Below are 24,188 nucleotides of genomic sequence, written 5' to 3'. Positions count from 1 at the left end.
TCGTCCTCCGAGACAAAACCACGAAACCAGCCACACCCGAAACGGCGCAGCACTTCGCCCCGCGAACGGCAGATGTGTGAATGGTCACCGCAAGCGAGGTCAGGGGCTGCACGACGTAACCCATGGGTCATGCAGAAATGATGTCCTTGGGGCCGGTAGGATTCGCTAGCCAACACTCCGGGCCGTACGACGCAACCACCGAGGCTCAGGAGCCTTATTGCTCTGCTCCCGGCAGGGTCGGCTTTCTTCTCGTTAGTCTTCTTTGCCGACGCAAAGACGAGTGACCGGCAGCCCCCGCAGGGGGATGTCGTATGGCCCTTGGGTGCAAAAACCAACGCCGCTAAAAGAATCAGCAAAAGAAACAGCAGACCGGAAACTTCAAAAAAATAAGAGGAGCCCCCAATGGCAGGACCCACCATCGACTTCTGGCAAACCCGCTTCGAATCCGGGCAAACCCCTTGGGAACGCGAATCCGCCAGCCCGCAACTCCAAGCCTGGCTGGCGCAAGGCGTCATCCAGGCCGGGGAACGTGTGGTCGTGCCCGGCTGTGGCGGTGGCTGGGAAGTCGCCGCGCTGGCCGCGCATGGCGCGCGGGTCAGCGGTATCGACTACGCGCCCGGGGCGCTGGCCCGCACGCTTGCCCGGCTGGAGCGCAGCGGACTGCAAGCGGACCTGGAACAGGCGGACGTGTTGCATTGGCAGCCGGCCACGCCGGTGGATGCCATCTATGAGCAGACCTGCCTGTGCGCGCTGCATCCCGACCACTGGACCCGTTACGCCGCTCAGCTTCATGCCTGGCTGCGTCCCGGCGGACGCCTGCTAGCGCTGGTCATGCAGATGCGCCGCGACAGCGCTGGCCAGGGCGTGGTGGAAGGGCCGCCGTATCACTGCGACATCAACGCCATGCGCGCGCTGTTCCCCGCCCAGCAATGGGAATGGCCCAAGCCGCCGTTTAGCGCTGTCACGCATCCGAGCGGCGCATTCGAGCTTGCGGTGGTGCTGGTGCGCCGCTGATCCCCTGGCGGCGCACAGCGCCAGCCGCGCTATCCATGGGTAATCCCCAATCCATATACAGCCAGTCCACACAAGAGCCACACCGGTAGTTTTGTTACGGTGGCACCAGTCACAGCAGCCGCAAGACGGCACGCGTCGCACCCGGTGCCATCGGGCGCGCTTGACCCACCCAATTCCGAGATCGGCCCCTTGCCGCCCGCAGACCGCGCGCGGCAAGGGGCGGCCGGCACAGGAGACAAGATTGGAGATCCTGCAATTGACGATCTCAGGGATTGCGCTGGGCTGCATCTATGCGCTGATCGCCCTGGGTTTTGTGCTGATCTACAAGGCGACCGAGACGGTGAATTTCGCGCAAGGCGAGTTCATGATGCTGGGCGCCTTCGCTGGCGTGGTGCTGACCATGCTCGGGTTGCCACTGGTGCTTGCCGTGCCGTTGACGGTGGCGGGCATGGCAGGCTTTGGCATGCTGGTCGAGCGCCTGGCGATTCGCCCCATCCTGGGCCAGCCGCAGTTCGCCGTGGTGATGCTGACCATCGGCATGGGCTACGTGATGCGCGGCCTGATCACCATGGTGCCGGGCATCGGCGCCGGCACGCATACCTTGCCGGTGCCTTACCAGGGCATGGTGTGGCGCACCGGCGCGCTGGTGCTGAGCGTGGAGCAGGTGGCGGTGATCGGCGTCACCGCGGCGCTTTGCGTGGTGCTTTACCTGGTGTTCCGCTACAGCCGCATCGGCGTGGCGATGCAGGCCAGCTCGCAGAACCAGCTTGCCGCTTACTACATGGGCATTCCGGTGCGGCGGCTCAACGGGCTGGTCTGGGGCTTGTCGGCGTCGGTGGCCGCGATCGCCGGCCTGCTGCTGGCGCCCATCACCTTTGTCCACGCCAGCATGGGCATGCTCGGCCTCAAGGCCTTCCCCGCAGCGGTGGTGGGCGGCTTCGGCAGCCTGCCGGGCGCGATCGTGGGCGGGCTGGTGATCGGCGTGGTGGAGTCGCTGGCGGGCTTTTACCTGCCGGAGGGCTTCAAGGACGTCGCGGCCTATGTCGTGGTGCTGATCATGCTGGTGCTCAAGCCGAACGGCCTGTTCGGCGAGAACCTGCGCAAAAAGGTGTAGAGACGCGATGCGATTCCTCTTCAAGACCGACTATCGCCAGGACCTGCGCCTGGCCAGGCACCCGGGCCATGCGTTCTGGTACGGCTTGCTGATGGCTTGCCTGCTGATCGCGCCGGGCTGGGCCAGCAGCTACTGGATCGCGCAGCTTGGCTTTGTGCTGATCTACGCCATTGCGGGCCTGGGCCTGATGGTGCTGTCCGGCTACACGGGGCTGCTGTCGATCGGCCATGCGGCCTTCCTTGGCGTGGGCGCCTATACACAGGCCTGGCTGACCAGCCACGGCGTGCCCTTCGTGCCGGCCTTGCTGGCCGCGGCTGCGCTGTCGGCACTGACGGGCGTGGTGGTGGGACTGCCGGCATTGCGCGTCAAGGGCATCTACCTGGCGATCGCCACGCTGGCCTTCGGCCTGATCGTCGAGGAGGTACTGGCACGCTGGGAGAGCGTGACCGGCGGCAATGCCGGCCTGCCGGTGGCCGCGCCGCAGCTGTGGGGCTATGTGCTTGACGGGCCTGTGGCGTTCTACTACCTGTCGCTCGCGGTTTGCCTGCTGGCCACGCTGGCCGTGCTAAACCTGCTGCGCAGCGCCATGGGGCGGGCCTTCATCGCCATCCGGGACTCGGAGATCTCGGCGCAGAGCATGGGCATTCACCTGGCGCGCTACAAGACCTTGTCGTTTGCGTTGTCCGCCGCGCTGGTTGGCATCGCGGGGGCGTTGTATGCCCACAAGCTGCGCTATATCTCGCCCGAGCAATTCGGCATTGCCCAGTCGATCGACTTGTTGCTGCTGGTTGTGGTGGGCGGGCTGGGCTCTGTGCATGGCGCGTTTCTTGGCGCGATCTTCCTGATCGTCATGCCGCAGATGATCGTGCTGGCGAAGGATCTCCTGCCGCCTGCCATCGGGCAAGCCAGCGGCCTGCAGGCGCTGGTGTACGGCCTGGTGCTGATGGCTTTCGTGCTGTTCGAGCCGATGGGGCTGTACGGGCGCTGGTGCAAGATCCGCACGTACCTGGAGCTGTTTCCCTTCTATCGCCAGGGTATGTTCCGGCGCCAGAAGGCCTTCCAGCGCTCCGAGCGCCTGAAATAAGGAGGCCCGCACATGACAGACACTCTTCTCAGCGTGCGCGACCTGTCGGTGCGCTTTGGCGGCGTGCTGGCGCTTGGCGGCGTGAGCTTCGATGTGCGGCGCGGCGAGGTCTTTACGCTGATCGGGCCCAACGGGGCCGGCAAGACCACGGTGTTCAACCTGATCAGCCGCATCTATCCGCCCACCGGCGGCGAGATCCTGTGGCAGGGCAGCAGCCTGACGCAGTTGCCGCCCCACGCGATCGCCGCGCAGGGCATCGCGCGCACTTTCCAGAATATCGAGCTGTTCGAGCACGCCACGGTGCTGCAGAACCTGCTGATCGGCCACCACACGCATCGCGCCAGCGGCTTCTGGGCTGACCTGCTGTTTACCCCCGCCGCGCGCCGCTCGGAGCTGGCCGCGCGCCACAAGGCCGAGGAAATGATCGAGCTGCTGGACCTGCAGGCGCACCGCGACGCGCTGGTGGCGGGCCTGCCTTATGGCGTGCGCAAGGTGGTGGAGCTGGCGCGGGCCTTGTGCAGCAGCCCGCGGCTGTTGCTGCTGGACGAACCGTCTTCCGGGCTGAATGTGGAAGAGACCGAGGACATGGCCTGGTGGATCCGCGATATCCAGAGCGAGCTGGGCATCACCGTGCTGATGGTGGAGCACGACATGAGCCTGGTGTCGCGCGTGTCGGACCGGGTGCTGGCGATGAACCAGGGCCAGGTGCTGGCGCAGGGCACGCCGGCCGAGGTCCAGGCGCACCCCGGCGTGATCGAAGCCTACCTGGGCTCCGTAGACGACGTAGCCTCACTGCGGAGGGCCGCATGAACCTGATGGAAGGCGCTGACAAGATGCGCGAAATCCACGGCACGCCCGTGCTGGCGCTGGCCAACGTGGAAAGCGCCTACGGCCCGGTCAAGGCGATCCGGGGCGTGAGCCTTGCCGTGCAGCGCGGCAGCATCGCCACCGTGCTGGGCGCCAACGGCGCCGGCAAGACCACCATCCTCAAGACCATTTCCGGCGTGCTGGACCCGACGCGCGGCAGCATCGCCTTCAAGGGCGAGAGCATCGCTGCAATGGATCCGGCGCAGATCGTGCGGCGCGGCCTGAGCCACGTGCCCGAGGGGAGGGAGGTGTTCCCGCTGCTGTCTGTGCGCGACAACCTGCTGATGGGTGCCTATACGCGGCGCGACCGCGACGGCGTGGCGCGCGACATAGAAATGGTCTACGACTACTTCCCGGTGCTGTGCGAGCGTGCCGCGCAGGATGCCGGCCTGCTCTCGGGCGGCCAGCAGCAGATGCTGGCGATCTCGCGCGCGCTGATGGCCGCGCCGGAGCTGATCCTGCTCGACGAGCCCAGCCTGGGCCTGTCGCCAAAGCTCACCAAGGACATCTTCGAGATCGTGGTGCGCATCAACCGCGAGCGCGGCACCACCATCTTGCTGGTGGAGCAGAACGCCAATATGGCGCTCAACGCGGCGGACTATGGCTATGTGCTGGAGAACGGCCGCATCGTGGCCGAGGACACCTGCGCCGTGCTGCGCGAGAAGGACGACATCAAGGAGTTCTACCTCGGCATGAAGGACAACGGCGTGCGCGGCGAGCGCCGCTGGAAAAAGCGCAAGACCTGGCGGTAGCGCGCTAAACGATCACCAAGTTGAGAGCAATCAATGGCAATGGCAACGGCAATGGCGACGGCGCACACCATGCGGCCCCTTTCCGAAGCGGCATTCGAGACCCTGCCGCAGATGTTCTGGCACGCCGTGGCCCAGCGCGCCGACGCCGTGATGATGCGGCAGAAGGACCTCGGCGTCTGGCGCAGCTATCGCTGGCGCGAAGTGGGCGAGATCGTGGCCGATGTCGCCGCCGGCCTTGCCGAGCTGGGCCTGCAGGCAGGCGAGGTGGTGTCGGTGCTGTCCAGCACCAACCGCGAATGGGTGTGGAGCGACCTGGGCGCGCTCACCGCCGGTGCGGTGGTCAGCGGCATCTATCCCACCGACTCGCCTTCGCAGGTGGAGTATCTTTGCCACGACTCGGGCAGCGTCATGCTCTTCGCCGAGAACGAGGAACAGCTGGACAAGTACCTGGAGGTACGCGAGCGCCTGCCACGGCTGCGCAAGGCGATCGTGTACGACATGGAAGGGCTGGCCGGCTTCGATGACCCCGGCGTGCTCAGCTTTGACGCGCTGCTGACACTCGGCAGGCAAGCGAGGGCCCGGCAACCGGGGCTGGTGGCGGCGCGGCTGGCCGCCGGCGGCGCCGACGCGCTGGCGGTGCTGGTCTATACATCCGGCACCACGGGACGGCCCAAGGGCGCGATGCTGTCGCACCGCAATGTGCTGCGCAGCTGCCTGACGCTGCGCGAGTTCCTCCCCGCCACCACCATCGGCGAGCGCATGGCCTTCCTGCCGCTGTGCCATGTCTCGGAGCGGATCTTTGGCGAGTACTACTCGATCCTGTCCGGTGCCGTCGTCAACTTTGTCGAGAACCCCGACACCATCTTCGACAACATTCGCGAGATCCAGCCCGACGCCTTCCTGGCGGTGCCGCGCGTGTGGGAGAAGCTGTATTCCAGCGTGACCATCGCGGTCCGGGAAGCGACCCGCCTGCAGCGCTGGGCCTATGACTGGGCGCTGGCCGCCGGTCAGGCCCGCGTGCACGAGGACGGGCTGGCAACGGTGTTGCCTCTGGCCGCGCGCCTGAAGCTCTGGCTGGCCGATACGCTGGTGCTGGGCAATGTGCGCCGCATGATGGGCCTGAACCGCGTGCAACTGGCGGTGACCGGCGCGGCGCCGATCTCGCCCGACCTGATCCGCTGGTATATGGCGCTGGGCATCGTGCTGCACGAGCTTTGGGGCATGACCGAGATCACCGGCGCGGCTACCTGCAACCCGCCGGGCCGGACACGCCCGGGCAGCATCGGCATTGCCTTGCCGCATACCGAGGTGAAGGTCTCGCAGGAAGGCGAGCTACTGGTGCGGGGCCCGCAGGTCTTCATGGGCTACCTGAACCTGCCCGCCAAGACCGCCGAGACCATGGCCGACGGCTGGCTGCGCACGGGCGACGTGGGCCGGGTGGACGAGCAGGGCTACTTCTATATCACCGACCGCATGAAGGACCTGATCATCACCGCTGGCGGCAAGAACGTCACGCCGTCCGAGTGGGAGAACCAGCTCAAGTTCAGCCCCTATGTGACCGACGCCGTGGTGATCGGAGACCGCCGGCCCTACCTGAGCTGCCTGGTGATGATCGACCAGGACAACGTGGAGCAGTGGGCGCAGGAGCACGACGTGCATTTCTCCGACTACGGCTCGCTGTGCCGCAGCAAGGAGGTGATCGCGCTGGTGGGCCAGGAGATCGACCGTGTCAACAAGCAGTTCGCGCGGGTCGAGCAGATCAAGGCATTCCGGCTGATCGAGACCCGCCTTGGCGCCGAGGACGAGGAACTGACGCCCACCATGAAGCTCAAGCGCAAGCTGGTCAACGACAAATACAGCGCGCTGATCGAGTCGATGTACCTGGCCAAGGTGGCCTGAACGCAAGCGGCCCCAACAGGAGACAGGAGGCGCCATGAGCGATGCAGACAAAGCGGTTCCCGTCAGCCTGGTGCGGCATGGCCGCATCGGCCTGCTGTGCATCGACCATCCACCGGTGAACGCGCTCTCGGTGGCGACGGTGGCGGGGCTGGATGCCAAGGTGGCCGCCTTCGAGGCCGATTCCTCCCTCGATGGCTTGCTGATCTGGTGCGCGGGCCGGACCTTCGTGGCGGGCGGCGACATCGCGCAGTTCGATGCGCCGGATTTCACGGCTGCGCCTTACAACCGTATCCTGGCCCGGATCGAAGCGTGCGAACGGCTGGTGGTGGCCGTGCTGCACGGCACCGCGCTGGGCGGCGGGCTGGAACTGGCGCTGGCCTGCCATTACCGCGTGGCCGCGCCCGGCACGCGGGTCGGGCTGCCCGAGATCAAGCTGGGGCTGCTGCCCGGCTCGCTGGGCTCCCAGCGGCTGCCGCGCGCCTGCGGGGCGGCCCTGGCGCTGGACCTGATGCTGAGCGGGCGCATGCTCGACGCCGAGGCGGCGCTGGCCGCCGGCATCGTCGATGCGCTGGTGCCGGGCGAGCCGTTGGCCGCTGGCCTTCATTTTCTGGAAGACCTGCTGGCGAAGCGAGCGCCGCCGCGCCGGCTGTCGAGGCTGTCCGTGCCTGTTGCCGGGCTCCCGCCGGACTTCTTCGCGCAGGCCTTGCAGCGCGCCACGCAGGAGCGTGCGCGCTATCCCGCGGCAGCGGCAATTGTGCAAGCGGTGGAGGCGGCAGCGACGCTGCCGTTCGCCGGGGGCGAGGCGGTGGAGGCCGCCTTGCTTGCCGCCTGCGTGGCGTCGCCGGAATCGCGGGCGCTGCGCCATCTGTTCTTTGCCGAGCGCCAGGCGGCCCGCGTGCCCGGGGTGCCCTCGGGCATCACGCCGCGCGCGCTGCATACCGCTGGAGTGGTGGGCGCCGGCACCATGGGCAGGCGCATCGCCATGAGCCTGGCGGACGCCGGCTTGCCGGTAACGCTGGTTGAGGCCAGCGGCGCGGCGTTGGCCAAGGGCCTGGCATCCGTGCGCGCCCAGTACGAGGCCAGTGCCGCGGCCGGGCGGCTGCAGCCCGATCAGGTGGCCAGGCGCATGGGCCTGATTGCCGGCACGCTGGACTACGACGCACTGGCCGGCTGCGAACTGGTGATCGAAGCGGTGGTGGAGGATATGGCGCTCAAGCAGCAGGTGTGCGCCCGTCTTGGCCAGATCTGCAAGCCCGGCGCAATCATTGCCACCAATACCTCCACGTTGGACGTGGAGGTATTGGCCGAGGCCTGCGGCCGGCCGGACGATTTCGCCGGGCTGCATTTCCGCAACCCGGCCAATGGCGGACGGTTGATCGAAGTGGTGCGCGGCAGCGCCACCGCGCCGGATGTGTTGATGACTGCCATGCACCTGGCCCGGCGGCTCGGCAAGGTAGCGGTGGTGACGGGCGTGTGCTTCGGCTTTATCGGCAACCGCATGGCCGAGGCCTACCTGCGCGAGAGCGAGTTCCTGCTCATGGAAGGCGTGAGCCCGGCGCGGTTGGATGCCGTGATGCAGGCTTACGGCATGGCGATGGGGCCGTGCCGCATGCTGGACCTGGCCGGGATCGACACGGGCGCCAAGATCGTGCTGGAGTACGGCAAGGCCGGGGGACTGCCGCCGGATCCCGCCTATCGCGCGGTGGTGCGTACGTTGTTCATGCTGGGGCGGCTCGGCTGCAAGAGCGGCGCGGGCTACTACCGCTATCCGGACGGCGAGCCGGTGGCGGACCCGGAGGCCGAGCGCATCTGCGCCGCGCTGGGCCGCGCGCACGGCATCGCCCAGCGCACCGACATTACCGATGCCGAGATCATCGAGCGCCTGATTTTTCCGCTGATCAACGAGGCCGCCAAGCTGCTGGAGGAGGGCATGGCCTGCCGGCCCGCAGACATCGACATGGTATGGACCGCCGGCTATGGCTTTCCCGACTATCTCGGGGGCCCTGTGTGGCAGGCGGACAGCATTGGCCTGCCCCGCGTCAAAGCCGGGCTGGAGCGCTACGCCCGCCTGCGCGGCAATCCTTACGACTACTGGGACATCTCCCCCTTGCTGGCGGCGCTGGCACAAAGCGGGCAGCGCTTGTCCGACTGGTGCGCGCCGCCGCCCGCAGCCGATGCCGTAGCACCGGGCGGCCAGGCACAGTGCCATGCGCCGATCTCCCATGCGCCTATCTCATTACCGCAGGACTCTCGGTCCGTGCAAAGCAGGATCCAGTCGGGACCCAAGCCGCCGCAGAGCGTGCATTGAAGCCAAGGCAAACCAGCAAGAAGGCAACGAACAAGCAACGAACCGATAAGACAAGGAGACAACCATGATCTTGAAGACCACTATCGCCGCCATTGCGCTCGCGCTCAGCGCCGGCGCAAGCGCGCAGACGCGCGGCGTCACCGACAAGGAAATCGTGCTCGGCCTGATCACCGATATGTCCGGGCCGATCGTCAACTACGGCAAGGAGTCGCGCAACGGCATGACCATGGCCGTGGAAGAGATCAACGCCCGTGGCGGCGTGCAGGGCCGCAAGCTGCGGGTGGTGGTGGAAGACAATGGCTACGAGCCCAAGCGAGCCGTGCTGGCCGCGCAGAAGCTGGTCACGCAGGATGGCGTGTTCGCCATCATCGGCCACCTGGGCACCGCGCCCAATATGGCCACGCTGCCGTTCCTGGTGCAAAGCAAGGTCTTCAACTTCATGCCGCAGAGCGCCGCGCGCGACATGTATGAGCCGGCCAGCCCATACAAGATCGCGCTGGGACCGTCCAACTTCCTGATGTCCACCACCATCATGGATTACTTCTTCAAGCAGAAGCCCTACCAGCGGGTGGGCGCGCTGTACCAGGACGACGACTACGGGCGGGAGTCCGTGGAGGGCGTGCAGGCCTACCTCAAGACCAGGAACATGACCCTGGTGGAGAAGGTGTCGTACAAGCGCGGCGCCACCGACTTTTCCTCGCAGATGGCGCGGCTCAAGGCGGCCAACTGCGACCTGGTATTCAACGCCTCCACGATGCGCGAGTACATCGCCTCCGTCCAGGAAGCGCGCAAGATCGGCTTCAACCCGGTCTTCGCCGGCACCTCGGCCAACTACGCGCACCAGGTGCCGCTGCTCGGCGGCAAGGCCATGGAAGGCCTGCATGCGGCAGCCTTCATCATGCTGCCCTATGCGGACGATGCAAACCCGGCGGTACGGCAATGGGCGGCCGCCTACAAGAAACGCTTCAATGAAGACCCGGGCGTGTACTCGATGTTCAGCTACTACGCCTACACCACCTTCGCCACCATCGCCGACAAGGCCGGGCGCAACCTGAGCGCGGAGTCCTTCAACGCCGCCATGGAGTCGACCAAGCTACCGCAGGACGCGCTGGGCAACCCGGGCTTCAATGTCTCCGCCAGCAACCGCCTGAGCAACGACCGCATCCGCATCATGAAGGTGGCTGGCGACAAGTGGATCCCGGCCAGCGACCTGCTGCCGCCGCCCAAGATGAACTGAGCGGGCGCGGCATTCATGAACAACCGGAGACAACCATGAGCACGGCAACGGAACAGGCGCGCGAGCGCATCGGGCGCATCGCCCTGGGCGATGTGATCCACCGCAGCGCCCGGCGCTTCGGCGCCCGCACGGCATTGATCGAGGGCGACCACAGCCTCAGCTATACGGCGCTGAACGCCGCCACCAACCAGTTTGCCCACTACCTGCTGGCCCAGGGCATGCGCAGTGCAGAGCGTGTCGGCATGCTGTGCAACAACTCGATCGACATGATCGTGGCGCTGCTAGGTATCCAGAAAGCGGGCATGGTGTGGGTGCCGATCAACACGGCGCTGGCGCCGGATGCGATCCAGTACATCCTGGAACACGCGGAGGTAACGCGCCTGGTGGCGGACGCGTCCGTGCTGGCGCGGCCCGGCATCGGCGAGCTGGTCGCGGCGTTGCGCATTCCCGTCGTGTTGCTGGAGCCGGCGGGCGAGGTGGCAGGCGAGATGGCGGGATTAGCCGGATTAGCTGTTACCCGGCATGCCGACGCGCTGGCTGGCCAGCCGGCCACGCTGCCAGATGTGGACATCGCCAGCGGCCAACTGGCACAGATCATGTACACCAGCGGCACCACCGGCCCGCAGAAGGGTGTCATGCATTCCCACGCCTCGGTGCATTCGGTGCTGGCGGCCAACCTGGTCGATACCGGCTGCGGGACGGCGAGTGAAGTCTTTACCTGCCTGCTGCCGATGTTCCACTGCGCGCAGCACGGCAATACCATGAGCGCGCTGCTGGGCGGCCATGCCGTGGTGATCGGGCGCGGCTTCGATCCGGCCCGGGTGCTGGCGGACCTGGCCCGGCACCGCGTCACCGTGGTGGTGGCGCTGCCGATGATGTACCGGGCCATGCTGGAGCACCCGCAGTTCGCCGCGACCGACCTCTCCAGCGTGCGGCTGTGCATCTACGGCATGGCGCCATTGCCCAAGAACCTGCTGCTGCGCCTGCTGGATGCGTTCTGCCCCAACTTCGTCCTGTGCTCGGGCCAGACCGAGATGTACCCGGCGGCCACCATCTTCGAGGCGCAGGAGCAGCGCAAGCGCTTTGGCGCCTTCTGGGGCGTGGGCACGGTGGTCAACGAGGTGGCGGTGATGAGCGACGACGGCCGGCTGCTCGGCCCGGGCGAGGCCGGCGAGATCGTGTTTCGCGGGCCGAACGTGATGCTGGGCTATTACAAGGACCCCGAGGCTACCGCCCGCGTGCAGCGCTTTGGCTGGCATCACTCCGGCGATCTTGGCGTGCTGGACGAGGATGGCCAGTTGCTGTTCCTCGATCGTATCAAGGACATGATCAAGAGCGGCGGCGAAAACGTGCCCTCGATCAAGGTCGAGGAAGTGTTGCTGCGCCATGCCGCCGTGGCCAATGCGGCAGTGGTCGGGCTGCCGCATGCGCGCTGGGGCGAAGCGGTGACGGCCTTCGTGACCCTGAAGCCCGGCGCGCGGGTGGAGGACGACGAGCTGGGCGCGCACTGCAGGGCCCACCTGGGCGGCTTCGAGGTGCCCAAGGCGGTGCTGCTGCTGGCGGCATTGCCGGCCACCTCCACCGGGAAGATCCAGAAGTTCGCGTTGCGCCAGCGCTATCACGAGCATTACGATGAGCACCACGAAGCGCACCACGCGCACCCTGGCGAGGGCTGAGCACCGGGCCCGCCTGTGGCTGACATAGCCACCTGACATAGCCACCTGACGCAAGACGTAGCCGGTAGCCCCGGCTACGCTGCTTTTTGCGTCGCATTTTTGCATCGCATCATGGCGGCGCAGCGAGAGCAAATAACTAGCAGGCCTGACGACGCCCCCATCGGGGCGCGGACGGTGCCAGCAGGAGACGAGGACATGCAGATGCAAGCACCAGGCATTGCGTGCCCGCCAGCGACGACCGTGGCGCCTGGCGCCCGGGACGGAGCCGGCCGGGTGATGTGGCTCACCCCCGACAGGCTGTTCTACGCCGGCCTGCTTGGCTCGCCTTCGGTCCGCACCATGGGTGGGCTATTGATCTATGTGGCTTTGCGTGCACCCATCCGCATCCGCTTTGACGACGGACCCTGGGCATCCGCGGAACTGGCGGTGGTGCCGGCGTACATGCCGCACTCGGTTGCTTGCGACGACCGCATGATCTGCGACCTCGCACTGGAAGCGGAGAGCATCGACCTGGCGCGCCTGCCGCCGGTGATACGCGAGCGGGCAGGGCCGGTGGACGATCCGGCCTTTGTGCGCCATGTGCGCCAAGCGCATGCCTACCTGAGCGAGCGCGGCCGGGAGCTGGAACTGCAGGCGGACAGCTTCGACCAGATCTTCTTCGGGCACGCGCTGGCGCCGCGCAAGCTGGACCCGCGTATCGAGGCCGCGGTACAGCGCATCCGCAATGCGCCGTCGGCCACGGCCACTGCCGAGTCATGCGCCGCATCGGCCCATCTGTCCTTCTCGCGCTTCCTGCATCTGTTCAAGGAGGATGTCGGCACGCCGTTCCGCAGCTTCCGGACCTGGAAACGCGCCCGCAGCCTGCTGCACTATGTCACCCAGGACTCCAACCTGGCCCATGTGGCGCTGGATGCCGGCTATCCGGACTCCACCCACTTCAGCCATTCCATCCGCCAGGTTTACGGACTCAAACCCAGCGATATCTTTGCCGGCTCGCGCAAGCTCGCCCTGATTGGCGAGCTTGCGGAGGTGGGCAGCGGCATGCCCGGCTAGGCGGGCCGCGCAGGGGTATCCGGCGCGTCCTCAGTGCGCAAGGCCGCCTTGTGGATCTTGCCGGCCGGCGTGAGCGGCAGCGCTTCGCGCAGCACCACCTGGCGCGGCACCTTGTAGTCGGCCAGGCGGGTCCCGCAGTACGCGCGGATTTCCTGCTCGGAGACCTGGCAGCCAGGCTTGGGCACGATGTAATAGCGGCCGATCTCGCCCAGCACGGGGTCGGGCACGCCAATGCCGGCGACCATCATCACCGCCGGGTGCCGCGCGATCACGCCTTCGATCTCGGCCGGATAGACGTTGAAGCCGCCCTGGATATACATATCCTTCTTGCGCCCCTTCAGGTGGATATAGCCGCGTTCGTCCACATAGCCCAGGTCGCCCGAGTGCAGCCAGCCCTGGGCATCGAATCCATCCTCCCCGGCCGCGCCGCCCACGTAGCCCGGGCAAACGCCCGCGCCACGGTAACAGAGCTCGCCGATTTCGCCCGTGGCCAGGCTTTCGCCGGCAAACGAGACCACCCGCACCTCGGCGGCGTCGAACACACGGCCGATCGATTGCATCAGGTCCTGCCGCTGCGCGTCCCAGGGCGTCATGACGATCGCGCCAGAGGATTCCGAGAGGCCGTACAGGTTCATCACCGTCGCCTGCGGCATGCGGGCCTGCAACTGCTCCAGCAGGGCCGCGTCCACGGTGGCGCCGCCCACGATCACGAGCCGCACGGAGGAGAAGTCCACCTTGGCCGAGTCGGGATGCATCAGCAGCAGCGTGGCCATGGTCGGCACGCCCGAGAAGATGGTGGGCGGGTGCTGGCGCATCCTGGCGAGCACCAGGTCCGCCTTGAAGGCTGGCACGAGGTCGCAAGTGCCGCCGCCCAGCAGGAAGTTCAGCACCCCGCAGGTGATGCCGCCCACATGGTTCAAGGGCAGGGCCAGCTGGAGCTGGTCGGCCTCGCTCGTGCGCACATGGCGCGCTTGGGCCAGGGCCGCCGCCAGCATGCTGCGATGGGACAGTCCCGCGCCCTTAGGCCGCCCGGTGGTGCCCGAGGTGTAGATCACCATGGCCAGGTCCTGCGGCACGACCTGCGCCTCGGCGGCCTCCAGTACGGCCGGGTCCGGCGCGGTGGCCAGCAGCGTGGAAAGCCGCAGCGAGCTGGTGTCGGCCGATGGCGCTGTGTCGATTGTGTCGATTGGGTCGATCAGCACCACATGCGACAAGCCCGGCATGCGCGGAGCCAGCCGTGCCAGCATGCCTGGAAAATCAAAGCCCTCGCACTCCGGCACCGTGAAGACCGCCTTGACCGCGCTGTCGTTGACCATATGCTCGATCTCGTTGTCGCGGTAGCGCACGCTCAGGCCCACCACCGCCACGCCGATGCGGCTTGCGGCATAGAACAGCTGCAGCCACTCGATCTGGTTCAGGCCGATCACGCCGATGCGCTCGCCACGGGCGATGCCCAGGCCAAGCAGCCCACAGGCAAGCCGCGCGGAGCTGGCCTGCATCCCGGCAAAGGTGTGGGCCTGCGGCCCGCAGCGGTAGGCAGTGCGCTGGCCCCACCGCTGGCTGGCCTGGCGAAGGGCGGCACCAATGGTGGCGGGCGGCGGGTTGGCAATCATGCGGGCTCTCCTGGCGTTGGATGTCAAGTTGGATGCGGCAAAGACCGGGGCAGGTCAGAGCGGCAAGCGTAGCCAAGTAGCGCGGGGCAAGGCTTGCGGAAAGTGGCTGGGTCGCTGCGTATGGCGGCGGCAGCGTCGTCTCGGTGGACGTAGATTACGCATGACATGGGTAATTGAAAAATACCCACGAAATTGGTATTTGCAATTTACCCATATTATTTGTAAAGTGAGATTACGCATTTGATGGGTAACTCCGGATGACCACGATGAAACAGCTGCTCACCACCCCCAGCCAGCTCGGACAAGTGCTGCAATCCGCACGGCGTGCCGCCAGACTGTCGCAGACGGACCTGGCCGCGCGGCTGGATGTCAGCCAGAGCCGCATCTCCCATATGGAGCTCAACCCGGGCAGCATCAGCGCCGACCAGTTGCTGGCGCTGATCAGCGTCCTCGGCCTGGAACTCGTCGTGCAGGATCGGCACGCGGCGGGCGCCGAAGCCTCGCCGGTGGAGTGGTAGCCATGGGTCGCAGATCGCATGCGCGGGCGTTGTCGGTATGGGCCAATGGCGAGCGGGTAGGGACGTGGCGCATCCCCACGCGGGGCGACATGGAATTGCAGTACGACCCAGGCTGGCTGGCCTCGCCCGCCGGACGCCCACTTTCCCTGTCGCTCCCCTTCGGCGTCGATACCTCCCCGCTCAAGGGCGACCGGGTGCGCAACTACTTCGACAACCTGCTGCCCGACAGCGACGCCATCCGCAAGCGCCTGGCCACGCGTTTCAAGGCGGCAACCACGGAAGCCTTCGACCTGCTGGAAGCCATCGGCCGCGATTGCGTCGGCGCCGTGCAATTGCTCGGTGAGAACGAACAGCCGGTGGGCCATGACCGCATCGACGGTACGCCGCAGTCCGACTCCGATATTGAAAAGCTGCTGCGGCAGACGGTCAGCCCCACCAGCATGGGCGCGCAGGACAATGACGATGATTTCCGCATCTCCCTGGCCGGCGCGCAGGAAAAGACCGCGCTGCTGTGGCATGGCAACCAGTGGATGAAGCCCCACGGCGCCACGCCCACCACGCACATCCTCAAGCTGCCGCTTGGACTGGTGGGCAACAAGCGGGCCGACCTCAGTACCTCGGTCGAGAACGAGTGGCTCTGCCTGACCATCCTCGCCGCTTATGGCCTGCCGGTGGCGCATAGCGAAATCAAGACCTTCGCCAGCCAGAAGGTCCTGAGCGTGCAGCGCTTCGACCGGCAGATGCATTCCTCGGGAGGCTGGATCCTGCGCCTGCCGCAGGAGGATTTCTGCCAGGCGCTTGGCGTCGCCCCGCACCTGAAGTACGAGGCGGATGGCGGCCCTGGCATGCGCGACATCGCCCAGATCCTGCGGCAATCGACCCATGCCGACGAAGACCTGGAGATCTTCCTCACCACGCAGATCCTGTTCTGGATGCTGGCGGCGCCTGACGGGCATGCCAAGAATTTCAGCATCCGCCTGCTGCCTGGCGGGCGCTACCGGATGACGCCGCTCTATGACGTGATGTCGATCTGGCCGGTGGTTGGCTTTGGGGCAAACCAGTGGTCATGGCACAAGGCCAAGCTGGCCATGGCGGTGGCCGGCAAGAACCGGCACTACCTGTTCAAGGACGTGCAGCGCCGGCATTTCAACGCCATGGCGCCCAAGTGCTTCCACGGCCCGGATGCCGAAGGCATCGTTCAGCGGCTCATTGCGCAGACGCCGGCTGTCGTTGCCACGGTCAGCGCCGCCTTGCCGGGGGGCTTCCCGCAAAAGGTGGCGCACAGCATCCTGCAAGGGCTGGAGGCATCCGCCCGGCAGCTCGATCGCATGCCGCCTGGCTAAGTGGTAGTTGGTTGGGGTTTGGCGGGGCCAACCACTTTGCGCAAGACGAAGCGCACGGCGCAGCCTATGGTCGAGGGATGCCAGCTTGCATGCCGCACGCCACCCCCGACCCGAAAGCCCACTGACAGCCCCCCCTGACAGGACCCACGATGAGCCTCCTGACCCTGCCGCCCCTTGCGCACTATTTCACCGCCGAGCACGAGCAGTTCCGCAGCACGCTGCGCGACTTCGTCGCCCGCGAGATCACGCCCTACGTGAACGACTGGGACGAAGCCGGGACCTTTCCCCGCTCGCTGTACCGCCGCGCCGCGGAAGTCGGCCTGCTCGGGCTGGGTTACCCGGAACACTTCGGCGGCACGCCCGGCGACATCTTCTATCACCTGATCCAGGCCGAAGAGTTTGCCCGCTGCGGCTCCGGCGGCGTCAACGCGTCGCTGCACTCCCATTCCATCGGCGTGCCGCCCATCGTCGCGGCCGGCAGCCAGGCGCTGCAGGAACGCGTGCTGCCCGCGGTCATTGCTGGCGACAAGATCGCCGCCCTGGCCATTACCGAGCCCGGCGGCGGCTCCGACGTGGCCAGCCTGAAAACCACCGCCGTGCGCGACGGCGACCACTACATCGTCAACGGCGAGAAGACCTTCATCACCTCCGGCATGCGCGCCGACTTCATCACCACCGCGGTGCGCACCGATCCCGCCAACAAGGGCGCGGGCGGCATCTCCCTGCTCCTGATCGAAGGCAACACGCCCGGCCTGACCCGCACTGAACTCAAGAAAATGGGCTGGCTCGCCTCCGACACTGCTCACCTGCACTTCGACAACTGCCGGATCCCGGCCGCCAACCTGATCGGCGAGGAGAACCGCGGCTTCCAGATCATCATGCGCAACTTCAACGCCGAGCGGCTGGGGATGAGCGCCAGCGCCTATGGCTACGCCGAAGCCTGCCTGCAGGAAGCACTCGACTGGGCGCGCCAGCGCAGCACCTTCGGCCACCCGCTGGTGGAGCGCCAGGTGATCCGCCACAAGCTGGTCGACATGGCCCTGCGCATCGAAGCCGCCCGCAACCTCGTCTACGACCTGGCTTACCGCGTGCAGCACCAGGCCGGCGACCCGGCGCAGTTGGTGGCGCGCACCTGCATGGCCAAGATCCAGGCCACCCAGGCCATGCAGTTCTGCGCCGACCAGGCCGTGCAGATCCTGGGCGGCATGGGTTTCATGCGCGGCACCCTGAGCGAGCGGGTGTACCGCGAGGTCAAGGTCATGATGATCGGCGGCGGGTCGGAGGAAATCATGAAAGACCTGGCCGCGCGGCAGTTGGGGTTTTGAAGGGAGGCGGAGAGGTGGCTGGAATAGCAGTTAACGTATTCGATCATGCTTTTTAAGAAGCAAAACCAACCGTCACCAAGCTAACGTATTAGATCGAGTCTCATATCTGGAATTTTGCTAGATAGCACTCTATACTGTCTTTGTACTGATACGTTATCAACACGACGAAAGGCGCAATGCAGCACCTTATTACCGCAACCGCAAGCCTTGGCCAGCTCGCCCGCGCTGCGCGCATGACCCAGAAGCTCACACGCGACGAACTGGCCCGCGCCACGGGACTCTCGCCAGCCTTTATCTCAGCGGTTGAACGTGGCAAGGAGACCGCGCAAATCGGCAAGGTGCTGCTCCTGCTACAGGAGCTCGGCGTGACGCTGTTCGGCGAGGCTTCCGGCGTCCAGCAACTGATGGCGGACAAAGACGGGCTCGCCAACCGGCGAGTGCGTAAATGAGCGAAGAAGAGCGCACGCTCATCGCCTTTGCCAACGGCGTAAAAATCGGTGAAGTGGCGGACAACAACGGGGTTTGGACGTTTGCCTATGACGCGGGCTGGCTGAATCACCCCGGGCGCTTCGCCCTGAGCCCTAGTCTTCCGCTAGGGCCGGCACTTCAGGTCGATACCAGTTCCGACCGTCCCGTGCAGTACTTCTTCGACAACCTCTTGCCGGAAGAGGGCCAACGCGCCGTGCTGGCCAGCACGGCAAGGCTCGATATCGAAGACGCATGGGGCATGCTGGCGTACTACGGCGCGGAATCGGCCGGGGCCATCACGCTTCTGGCGCCGGGCCAGCAGGAACCCGGCGCAGGCCGGGTGCCGCTATCGTTCGAAGAACTGCACCGCCGTATCGCGGACCTGCCGGGGCGCCCGCTTGACGCGAAGGCGCCCAAGCACATGTCGGTGGGTGGCGCGCAGCACAAGCTGGCGGCAATCCTGGAGGGCAGGCAAGGAGAGCAGCGATTGCTGGAACCAATCGGCGCAGAGCCTTCCACCCATATCCTGAAGCCGGAAGCACGCTCTACCGCATGGCCACATACTGCCATCAATGAGTTCTTCTGCATGCGGCTGGCTGCGCGCGTGGGTCTGCCGGTGCCAGCCACGGCGTTCCTGCGCGTGCCTGCGCCGGTCTTCGCTATTTCCCGTTTCGATCGTGAATCGCTGCAAGGCCAGGTGCGGCGCCGGCATGTCATTGACGGCATGCAGCTGCGCGGCAAGAGCCGGACACTAAAATACACGCAAGCCTCGACGCAGACCCTGAGAGCGCTGATCGAGCTGACACGCACCCGCGCCGCCTCGCGCCTGGCGATTTACCGCTGGATTGTGTTCAACGTGCTGGTTGGCAACGGCGACGCGCATATGAAAAACCTGTCGTTCTTCGCGGATCCCGACGGCTACAGCCTTGCCCCGTTCTACGATATCGTCAGCACCGTGGTGTACGACACCAAGAACTTTCGCGACACCGCGCCGTACTGGCCGGACTCCGAATTGTCCATGCCGATCGGGGCCGCCAGGCATTTCGGCGACCTCCAGCGCACCGACCTGATTCAAGCGGGGCAGGAACTTGGCTTGAGTCCAACGGCGGCGGCCTATGAGCTCGATGCAATGATGGCTGCCGTAGCGCAGGCCACGAATGAGGTCCGAGCGCAAGTCGAAGCTGAGGCCACGCCGGATGGTGGCGAGGCCCGGCTGCTCAATGCCATCCTGGCCATGCCACTCAAGGAGATGTCCGATCGGCTCAGACGGCCAGTTCGAAGTCCGGCAGCATAGCTGCCTGCACAAGAGGGCATTCGTCCAGGGAAGCGCCTCAGCCTTCCTGCGACGCGGATCGGCCCCGCCGCGCCGCCTTATAATCCGACCGGAGAATCCACCGCTGGCGCTGCCGGCGGGCGTGTCCTGGAACCGGCCGAATGCCTTCGTACCCCCTTGTCCTCTGCCTCACCTTTGCGGTCGTCGGAAGTCTGACGGTTGCCGTCGCAACCTGGACGCGGCGGGACGATCCCATCGTCAAGGCCTTCCTGGCGCTGGCCCTGGGGAGCGCGCTATGGAGCGGTGGCCGCCTGCTCGAGTTGAACTCCGTCGACCTGGAAACCCGCATCCTGTGGGCCAAGGTGCAATATGTCGGCATTGTCGCCGTGCCCATCGGCTGGCTCTGCGCCATCGTCCAGCTCAGCCGGCCAAGATTCGTCATCCCTTGGTCGCTGCTCTCGCTGCCCATCGTCATCAATATCGTGACGCTGGCCCTGGTCTTTACCAACGAACGGCATCACCTGATCTGGACGTCGATCCAGCTGGTGCCGGGGGGCGCGCCACCGGGCGCCGTCTTCGGCCATGGCCCGGGATACGCCGCGGCGGCTGCCTACACCTACCTGCTGTTGCTGATCAGCGTTTACTTCCTGCTGACGGCCCGGGTGCCAAGCAGCAGCCTGACCCGCGGGGGAAGGGCGGTGCTTGCGGGCGGCCTGGCGTTGCCGCTGGTGGCCAATATCGCGTACTTGCGCGGATGGACGGGGCCGCTGGGCGGCGACCTGACCCCCGCCACCTTCGCGGTGACTGCGGTGCTGGTGTGGGTATGCGCGCTGCGCAGGCACCTGGATGACGTTGGCCACTACGCCAGGCTCAGGGTCTTCGATGCCTTGCAAGAAGGCTGCGTGATCGTGAATGCCAACGACATCATCGTCGACTTCAACCCTGCCGCGCGGCGCCTGCTGGTGGAGGTGGAGCGGGGCAGCGCGTTTCCGCCGGCCTGGCGGGACGCGATCGCTGCCAGCCGCAGCGGCGCGCCTGGCAGCGGCGGCTCGCACCTGATTTCGGAGGAGCGTGTCGACTACGAGCTCACCGTGGATTCGGTGCGCAACCTGAACCGGCAGCCGGTCGGAATCATTGTGTTCCTGCGCGATGTCACGCGCTTTCGCTCGCGTGAGCACGCGTTGACGGTGGAAAACTCCAGCCTGGCGGTGCGGCTCGGCGAGACCGAGGAAAAGCTCTCACGCATCGAGGCGGACCTGTATCGCGATGCGCTCACCGGCGCGCGCAACCGGCGCTACTTCCAGCGCGAGGCCGCCGCCGCGATAGCCGACGCGTTTGAGCGCGGCATTCCCGTCGGCCTGCTGATCATCGACGTCGATTACTTCAAGCAGTACAACGATCTCCACGGCCATGTGCATGGCGACGAATGCCTGCGCCGCGTTGCCGCCGCCATCGGCGAAGCCATGCGCAACGGCCCCGGCGACTTCTGCGCCCGCGTTGGCGGCGAAGAGTTCGCCATCGTGCTGCCAGCGATCACGCCAGCCAATACACGGGAAGTTGGCCTGCGCCTGCCTAATGCCGTGCGCTCGCTGGCGCTGCCGCATGGCGGCTGGCCAGAGCACCCTTGCGTCACCATCAGCGTTGGCGCGGTTTGCGAAATCCCGGCGTCGCCATCGCTGGAATTCCTGCTCGAAAAGGCCGACGCTGCCATGTACGAGGCCAAGCGCAACGGCCGTGACCGCTTCATGATGCACGACCCGGTGGCGTCGCCTGTGTACCCGGGCTGAACGTCTTTCATGGATTGGCCTGACCGGCCATCCTCTCAGGAGTACCCCACTCATGTCATTCGGCGAATCCGCAGCCATCTACAGCCAGGCACGCCAGTCCTACAGCACGGCTGTGATGGACAAGGTCGCAGATATTCTGGCGGCGGCACAGACGCAAGCCATCCTCGACATCGGATGCGGCACGGGCATCGCCACCCGGCAACTGACCGCGTGCGGTTTTCGCCCGGTCGGGATCGACGTTGACCCCGACATGATCGACGAGGCGCGCCGGCTGGGGCAGGCGGGCGCGTACCACGTAATGGGCGCCGATCGCCTGGATTTTGCCGACGCGGCATTCAGCGGGGCTACCGCCTTCGGCGCGTTCCACTGGTTCTCGGACGATGCATCAGTGCGCAACATCCGCCGCGTATTGATGCCAGGCGCGGCCTTCGTCGTCGTCAACAAGAACGATGCGGGCGATTTCCGCGAGGCCATCGTTGACATCGTCGGCCGCCACGTGGCCCTGAGCCAGGCGCGGCCCAAAGCCGAATACCAGCCTGCCGGGACGCTAGCCGCCGGCGGCTTTCACGCGGTCCGCGAAGACCGGATCCAAACGATGGAGTCGCTTTCCATCGAGCATGCGGTTGCGCACGCGCGGTCGATGCGCTTGTGGGAAGAGGTGCCGACATCGCTCCACGCAGCCATTGAGGCTGAGCTGCGTGACTACGTGGGACGTCATCTTGACGCATCCGGCATGTTGCCTCGGCCGCTTGTCGTGACGGTAGTTTCGGGATGCCGGTAGCGGCCGGGCGGGCGACCATACTGGCCCCAAGCAGGCCCGCCGAGGCCGGATCTCAATTCCACTGCGTGGAAATGCAGGGCTGTATTCGACCGTATTTGCGCTTAATCTGGGTTCATCGATAAACGACGGGCAGGGCAAAGCATGGCGCCTGTCCCGTCAAGAAACCCAGACGGAGACGCAAGTGCCTGATTCATTCCCCCTTTTCAACAGGGCGCTGGCCGCGTTGGCCATTGCGCTTGCCGCCACGGGCGCGCTGGCGCCAGCCGCCAACGCCGCAGCCTTCCCGGAAAAGCCCATTCGCCTCGTCGTACCCTTCGCCCCGGGCGGTGGCACCGACCTGATCGCCAGGACCATGGGCGTGACGATGTCGCAGGATCTCGGCCAGCCGGTGATCATCGACAACAAGCCGGGTGGCGGTACCATCATCGGCTCCGACACGGTGGCCAAGAGCGCGCCGGATGGCTACACCATGGTAATGGCCACGTTTGCGCACGCAGTCAACCCGAGCATCCACGCCAAGCTGCCCTATGCCACCGACAAGGCATTTGCGCCGGTGATGCTGGTGGGCCAGTCACCCAACGTGCTGGTGGTTCGCCCGGACAGCCCCTACAAGACGGTGCAGGACCTGATCGCTGCCGCCAAGGCCAAGCCAGGGAAAATCTCGTTTGCATCGCAGGGCCCTGGCACCTCCGCGCACCTCGCGGGTGAACTATTCAAGTCACTGGCCAAAGTCGACCTCAATCACATTCCCTACCGAGGCGCCGGCCCAGCCATTACAGACTTGCTGGGCGGCCAGGTGGATGTGATGTTCGCCACGGCCTCCGCAGTCGGGTCGTTGCTTGAGAACGGCAAGCTGCGCGCGATCGCGGTGACCACGGCCAAGCGCTCGACAAGCCCTGTCCTGGCGAAGGTGCCCACCATCGCGGAAAGCGGCGTGCCCGGCTACGTGGCCGAAAGCTGGTACGGGCTCTTCGTCCCGGCAGGCACGCCCGCCGCGGTGATTGCCCGCCTGAACGCCGCCGCCAGGAAGGCGGTGCAGACCGAGGCGTTCCGCAAGCGTGCCGAAACCGAGGGCCTGGAAGTCAGCGCGGGAACGCCCGAGGAATTTGGCCGCTATGTGCGCGCCGAGGAGGTTCGCTGGAGCCGGGTGGTCAAGCAAGCCAACATCACCGCAGAGTAATCCGGCAGCCCTCGATTGCGCATCGGCGCGCAATACACAGAACACCAAGCACCAAGCGCGAAGCACAAAACACAAGGTAGAGAGACCCACCATGAACACCACTTCACTGATCACGCTCGACATCGACGCCGGGATCGCCACCCTGACGCTGAACCGCCCTGAAAAGCGCAACGCCATGACCGACGATATGCGCACCGAGCTGATCGCCGCCCTAGAGCATGTCACGCAGGACAAGACCATTCGGGCGCTGGTGCTCACCGGCAACGGTAAAGGCTTCTGCGCAGGTGGCGATGTGGCCGGCATGCAGCGGCGCATGGATGCGCCGGCGGGCGAGGTTGCGTTCAACGGCTGGTCGCGCCAGCAACGGGTGCACCATACCGTGGCGCTGCTGCACAACATGCCCAAGCCCACCATTGCCGCGGTCAATGGCGCCGCCGCCGGGCTGGGTGCCGATATGGCCATGAGCTGCGATTTTGTGGTGGCCTCGGAAAGCGCCAGTTTCGCCTGGTCGTACATCCATCGTGGCCTGATCCCGGACGGCGGCGGCATGTACTTCCTGCCGCGCCGCGCCGGGCTGTCCAAGGCCAAGGAACTGATCTTCAGCGGGCGCAAGGTCGATGCCGCAGAGGCCCTCCAGCTGGGCATCGCGGATCGCGTGAGCGAGCCGGAAGCGCTGTTGCCCAGTGCCAGGGCCTGGGCGGCGGAGCTGAGCCAGGGCTCCGCGACTGCCCTGGCGCTGGGCAAGTCCATCCTGAACCAGGCCTTCGAGTTGCCGGCCGAGCAGGTATTCGCACAAGGCAGCCAGGCACAGGGCATCTGCTACACCAGCGCCGAGCATCGGGAATCCGTGCTGGCATTCCTGGCCAAGATGGCTGGAAAGGAACAGGCCTGACACC

Annotated in this window: 20 protein-coding genes; 19 read left to right on the top strand and 1 reads right to left on the bottom strand. The window is 66.2% G+C overall.

The window, feature by feature from the left end:
- Positions 1 to 402 precede the first annotated feature (402 nt).
- The 10 genes from AC1RQC_RS24955 to AC1RQC_RS24910 all read left to right on the top strand — a co-directional run bounded on the left by AC1RQC_RS24955 (position 403) and on the right by AC1RQC_RS24910 (position 13,004).
- Entirely contained in the window at positions 403 to 1,014 is a 612-nt protein-coding gene (locus AC1RQC_RS24955) for a methyltransferase domain-containing protein (protein WP_492884954.1), read from the top strand.
- Positions 1,015 to 1,255: 241 nt separating this feature from the next.
- Positions 1,256 to 2,128: a branched-chain amino acid ABC transporter permease gene (locus tag AC1RQC_RS24950; RefSeq protein WP_492884952.1), complete on the top strand. Its 873-nt coding sequence runs from the start codon at positions 1,256 to 1,258 to the stop codon at positions 2,126 to 2,128.
- A 7-nt stretch (positions 2,129 to 2,135) separates the two neighbouring features.
- Positions 2,136 to 3,212, top strand: coding sequence for a branched-chain amino acid ABC transporter permease (locus AC1RQC_RS24945; RefSeq protein WP_492884950.1), 1,077 nt, complete (start codon positions 2,136 to 2,138; stop codon positions 3,210 to 3,212).
- A 12-nt stretch (positions 3,213 to 3,224) separates the two neighbouring features.
- Positions 3,225 to 4,022, top strand: coding sequence for an ABC transporter ATP-binding protein (locus AC1RQC_RS24940; RefSeq protein WP_492375569.1), 798 nt, complete (start codon positions 3,225 to 3,227; stop codon positions 4,020 to 4,022).
- Positions 4,019 to 4,831 (top strand): ABC transporter ATP-binding protein, encoded by an 813-nt coding sequence (locus AC1RQC_RS24935; protein WP_492884948.1) that lies wholly within the window; start codon positions 4,019 to 4,021, stop codon positions 4,829 to 4,831. Before AC1RQC_RS24940 ends, AC1RQC_RS24935 begins: the two co-directional genes overlap by 4 nt.
- Before the next feature lie 69 nt (positions 4,832 to 4,900).
- The gene (locus tag AC1RQC_RS24930; RefSeq protein ID WP_492884946.1) at positions 4,901 to 6,730 is read left to right on the top strand and encodes an AMP-dependent synthetase/ligase; all 1,830 of its coding nucleotides are present in this window, start codon (positions 4,901 to 4,903) and stop codon (positions 6,728 to 6,730) included.
- A gap of 34 nt (positions 6,731 to 6,764) precedes the next feature.
- A complete protein-coding gene (locus AC1RQC_RS24925) occupies positions 6,765 to 9,038 on the top strand; it encodes a 3-hydroxyacyl-CoA dehydrogenase NAD-binding domain-containing protein (protein WP_492375572.1) in 2,274 nt (757 codons plus the stop codon).
- 64 nt (positions 9,039 to 9,102) lie between these two features.
- Complete coding sequence (locus tag AC1RQC_RS24920; protein ID WP_150984552.1) at positions 9,103 to 10,275, top strand: ABC transporter substrate-binding protein; 1,173 nt, start codon at positions 9,103 to 9,105, stop codon at positions 10,273 to 10,275.
- 35 nt (positions 10,276 to 10,310) lie between these two features.
- Positions 10,311 to 11,951 (top strand): class I adenylate-forming enzyme family protein, encoded by a 1,641-nt coding sequence (locus AC1RQC_RS24915; protein WP_492375573.1) that lies wholly within the window; start codon positions 10,311 to 10,313, stop codon positions 11,949 to 11,951.
- Between the two features lie 195 nt (positions 11,952 to 12,146).
- Positions 12,147 to 13,004 (top strand): AraC family transcriptional regulator, encoded by an 858-nt coding sequence (locus AC1RQC_RS24910; RefSeq protein WP_492375574.1) that lies wholly within the window; start codon positions 12,147 to 12,149, stop codon positions 13,002 to 13,004.
- Here AC1RQC_RS24910 and AC1RQC_RS24905 read toward each other — a convergent pair.
- Complete coding sequence (locus AC1RQC_RS24905; protein WP_492884944.1) at positions 13,001 to 14,617, bottom strand: class I adenylate-forming enzyme family protein; 1,617 nt, start codon at positions 14,615 to 14,617, stop codon at positions 13,001 to 13,003. The genes AC1RQC_RS24910 and AC1RQC_RS24905 overlap by 4 nt on opposite strands.
- 266 nt (positions 14,618 to 14,883) lie before the next feature.
- On the opposite strand from AC1RQC_RS24905, the gene AC1RQC_RS24900 reads away from it, so the two are divergent.
- From AC1RQC_RS24900 to AC1RQC_RS24860, 9 genes are all read left to right on the top strand, one after another.
- Complete coding sequence (locus AC1RQC_RS24900) at positions 14,884 to 15,135, top strand: helix-turn-helix domain-containing protein (RefSeq protein WP_492375576.1); 252 nt, start codon at positions 14,884 to 14,886, stop codon at positions 15,133 to 15,135.
- A 2-nt stretch (positions 15,136 to 15,137) separates the two neighbouring features.
- A complete protein-coding gene (locus tag AC1RQC_RS24895; protein ID WP_492884942.1) occupies positions 15,138 to 16,478 on the top strand; it encodes a type II toxin-antitoxin system HipA family toxin in 1,341 nt (446 codons plus the stop codon).
- 149 nt (positions 16,479 to 16,627) lie between these two features.
- Positions 16,628 to 17,803, top strand: a complete 1,176-nt coding sequence (locus tag AC1RQC_RS24890) for an acyl-CoA dehydrogenase family protein (RefSeq protein WP_492375578.1) — start codon at positions 16,628 to 16,630, stop codon at positions 17,801 to 17,803.
- Between the two features lie 176 nt (positions 17,804 to 17,979).
- The gene (locus tag AC1RQC_RS24885; protein WP_183033991.1) at positions 17,980 to 18,252 is read left to right on the top strand and encodes a helix-turn-helix domain-containing protein; all 273 of its coding nucleotides are present in this window, start codon (positions 17,980 to 17,982) and stop codon (positions 18,250 to 18,252) included.
- Entirely contained in the window at positions 18,249 to 19,565 is a 1,317-nt protein-coding gene (locus AC1RQC_RS24880; RefSeq protein WP_492884940.1) for a HipA domain-containing protein, read from the top strand. Before AC1RQC_RS24885 ends, AC1RQC_RS24880 begins: the two co-directional genes overlap by 4 nt.
- Before the next feature lie 140 nt (positions 19,566 to 19,705).
- Positions 19,706 to 21,331, top strand: coding sequence for a histidine kinase N-terminal 7TM domain-containing protein (locus AC1RQC_RS24875; RefSeq protein ID WP_492884938.1), 1,626 nt, complete (start codon positions 19,706 to 19,708; stop codon positions 21,329 to 21,331).
- Between the two features lie 52 nt (positions 21,332 to 21,383).
- The gene (locus tag AC1RQC_RS24870; RefSeq protein WP_492375581.1) at positions 21,384 to 22,112 is read left to right on the top strand and encodes a class I SAM-dependent methyltransferase; all 729 of its coding nucleotides are present in this window, start codon (positions 21,384 to 21,386) and stop codon (positions 22,110 to 22,112) included.
- A gap of 181 nt (positions 22,113 to 22,293) precedes the next feature.
- Complete coding sequence (locus AC1RQC_RS24865) at positions 22,294 to 23,292, top strand: tripartite tricarboxylate transporter substrate binding protein (RefSeq protein ID WP_492807457.1); 999 nt, start codon at positions 22,294 to 22,296, stop codon at positions 23,290 to 23,292.
- A 91-nt stretch (positions 23,293 to 23,383) separates the two neighbouring features.
- Complete coding sequence (locus tag AC1RQC_RS24860) at positions 23,384 to 24,184, top strand: enoyl-CoA hydratase/isomerase family protein (RefSeq protein ID WP_492884936.1); 801 nt, start codon at positions 23,384 to 23,386, stop codon at positions 24,182 to 24,184.
- The last annotated feature ends 4 nt before the right edge of the window (positions 24,185 to 24,188 follow it).

This window comes from Cupriavidus sp. GW822-FHT03E04 (assembly GCF_058801495.1).
The sequence above is the reverse complement of the archived record's forward strand: the minus strand, read 5'-3'. Positions and strand labels throughout refer to the sequence as shown.

Coding starts and splice junctions, on each gene's coding strand:
- AC1RQC_RS24955 (WP_492884954.1), top strand. CDS start 403: ATGGCAGGACCCACCATCGACTTCTGGCAAACCCGCTTCGAATCCGGG.
- AC1RQC_RS24945 (WP_492884950.1), top strand. CDS start 2,136: ATGCGATTCCTCTTCAAGACCGACTATCGCCAGGACCTGCGCCTGGCC.
- AC1RQC_RS24940 (WP_492375569.1), top strand. CDS start 3,225: ATGACAGACACTCTTCTCAGCGTGCGCGACCTGTCGGTGCGCTTTGGC.
- AC1RQC_RS24935 (WP_492884948.1), top strand. CDS start 4,019: ATGAACCTGATGGAAGGCGCTGACAAGATGCGCGAAATCCACGGCACG.
- AC1RQC_RS24930 (WP_492884946.1), top strand. CDS start 4,901: ATGCGGCCCCTTTCCGAAGCGGCATTCGAGACCCTGCCGCAGATGTTC.
- AC1RQC_RS24925 (WP_492375572.1), top strand. CDS start 6,765: ATGAGCGATGCAGACAAAGCGGTTCCCGTCAGCCTGGTGCGGCATGGC.
- AC1RQC_RS24920 (WP_150984552.1), top strand. CDS start 9,103: ATGATCTTGAAGACCACTATCGCCGCCATTGCGCTCGCGCTCAGCGCC.
- AC1RQC_RS24915 (WP_492375573.1), top strand. CDS start 10,311: ATGAGCACGGCAACGGAACAGGCGCGCGAGCGCATCGGGCGCATCGCC.
- AC1RQC_RS24910 (WP_492375574.1), top strand. CDS start 12,147: ATGCAGATGCAAGCACCAGGCATTGCGTGCCCGCCAGCGACGACCGTG.
- AC1RQC_RS24905 (WP_492884944.1), bottom strand. CDS start 14,617: ATGATTGCCAACCCGCCGCCCGCCACCATTGGTGCCGCCCTTCGCCAG.
- AC1RQC_RS24900 (WP_492375576.1), top strand. CDS start 14,884: ATGAAACAGCTGCTCACCACCCCCAGCCAGCTCGGACAAGTGCTGCAA.
- AC1RQC_RS24895 (WP_492884942.1), top strand. CDS start 15,138: ATGGGTCGCAGATCGCATGCGCGGGCGTTGTCGGTATGGGCCAATGGC.
- AC1RQC_RS24890 (WP_492375578.1), top strand. CDS start 16,628: ATGAGCCTCCTGACCCTGCCGCCCCTTGCGCACTATTTCACCGCCGAG.
- AC1RQC_RS24885 (WP_183033991.1), top strand. CDS start 17,980: ATGCAGCACCTTATTACCGCAACCGCAAGCCTTGGCCAGCTCGCCCGC.
- AC1RQC_RS24880 (WP_492884940.1), top strand. CDS start 18,249: ATGAGCGAAGAAGAGCGCACGCTCATCGCCTTTGCCAACGGCGTAAAA.
- AC1RQC_RS24875 (WP_492884938.1), top strand. CDS start 19,706: ATGCCTTCGTACCCCCTTGTCCTCTGCCTCACCTTTGCGGTCGTCGGA.
- AC1RQC_RS24870 (WP_492375581.1), top strand. CDS start 21,384: ATGTCATTCGGCGAATCCGCAGCCATCTACAGCCAGGCACGCCAGTCC.
- AC1RQC_RS24860 (WP_492884936.1), top strand. CDS start 23,384: ATGAACACCACTTCACTGATCACGCTCGACATCGACGCCGGGATCGCC.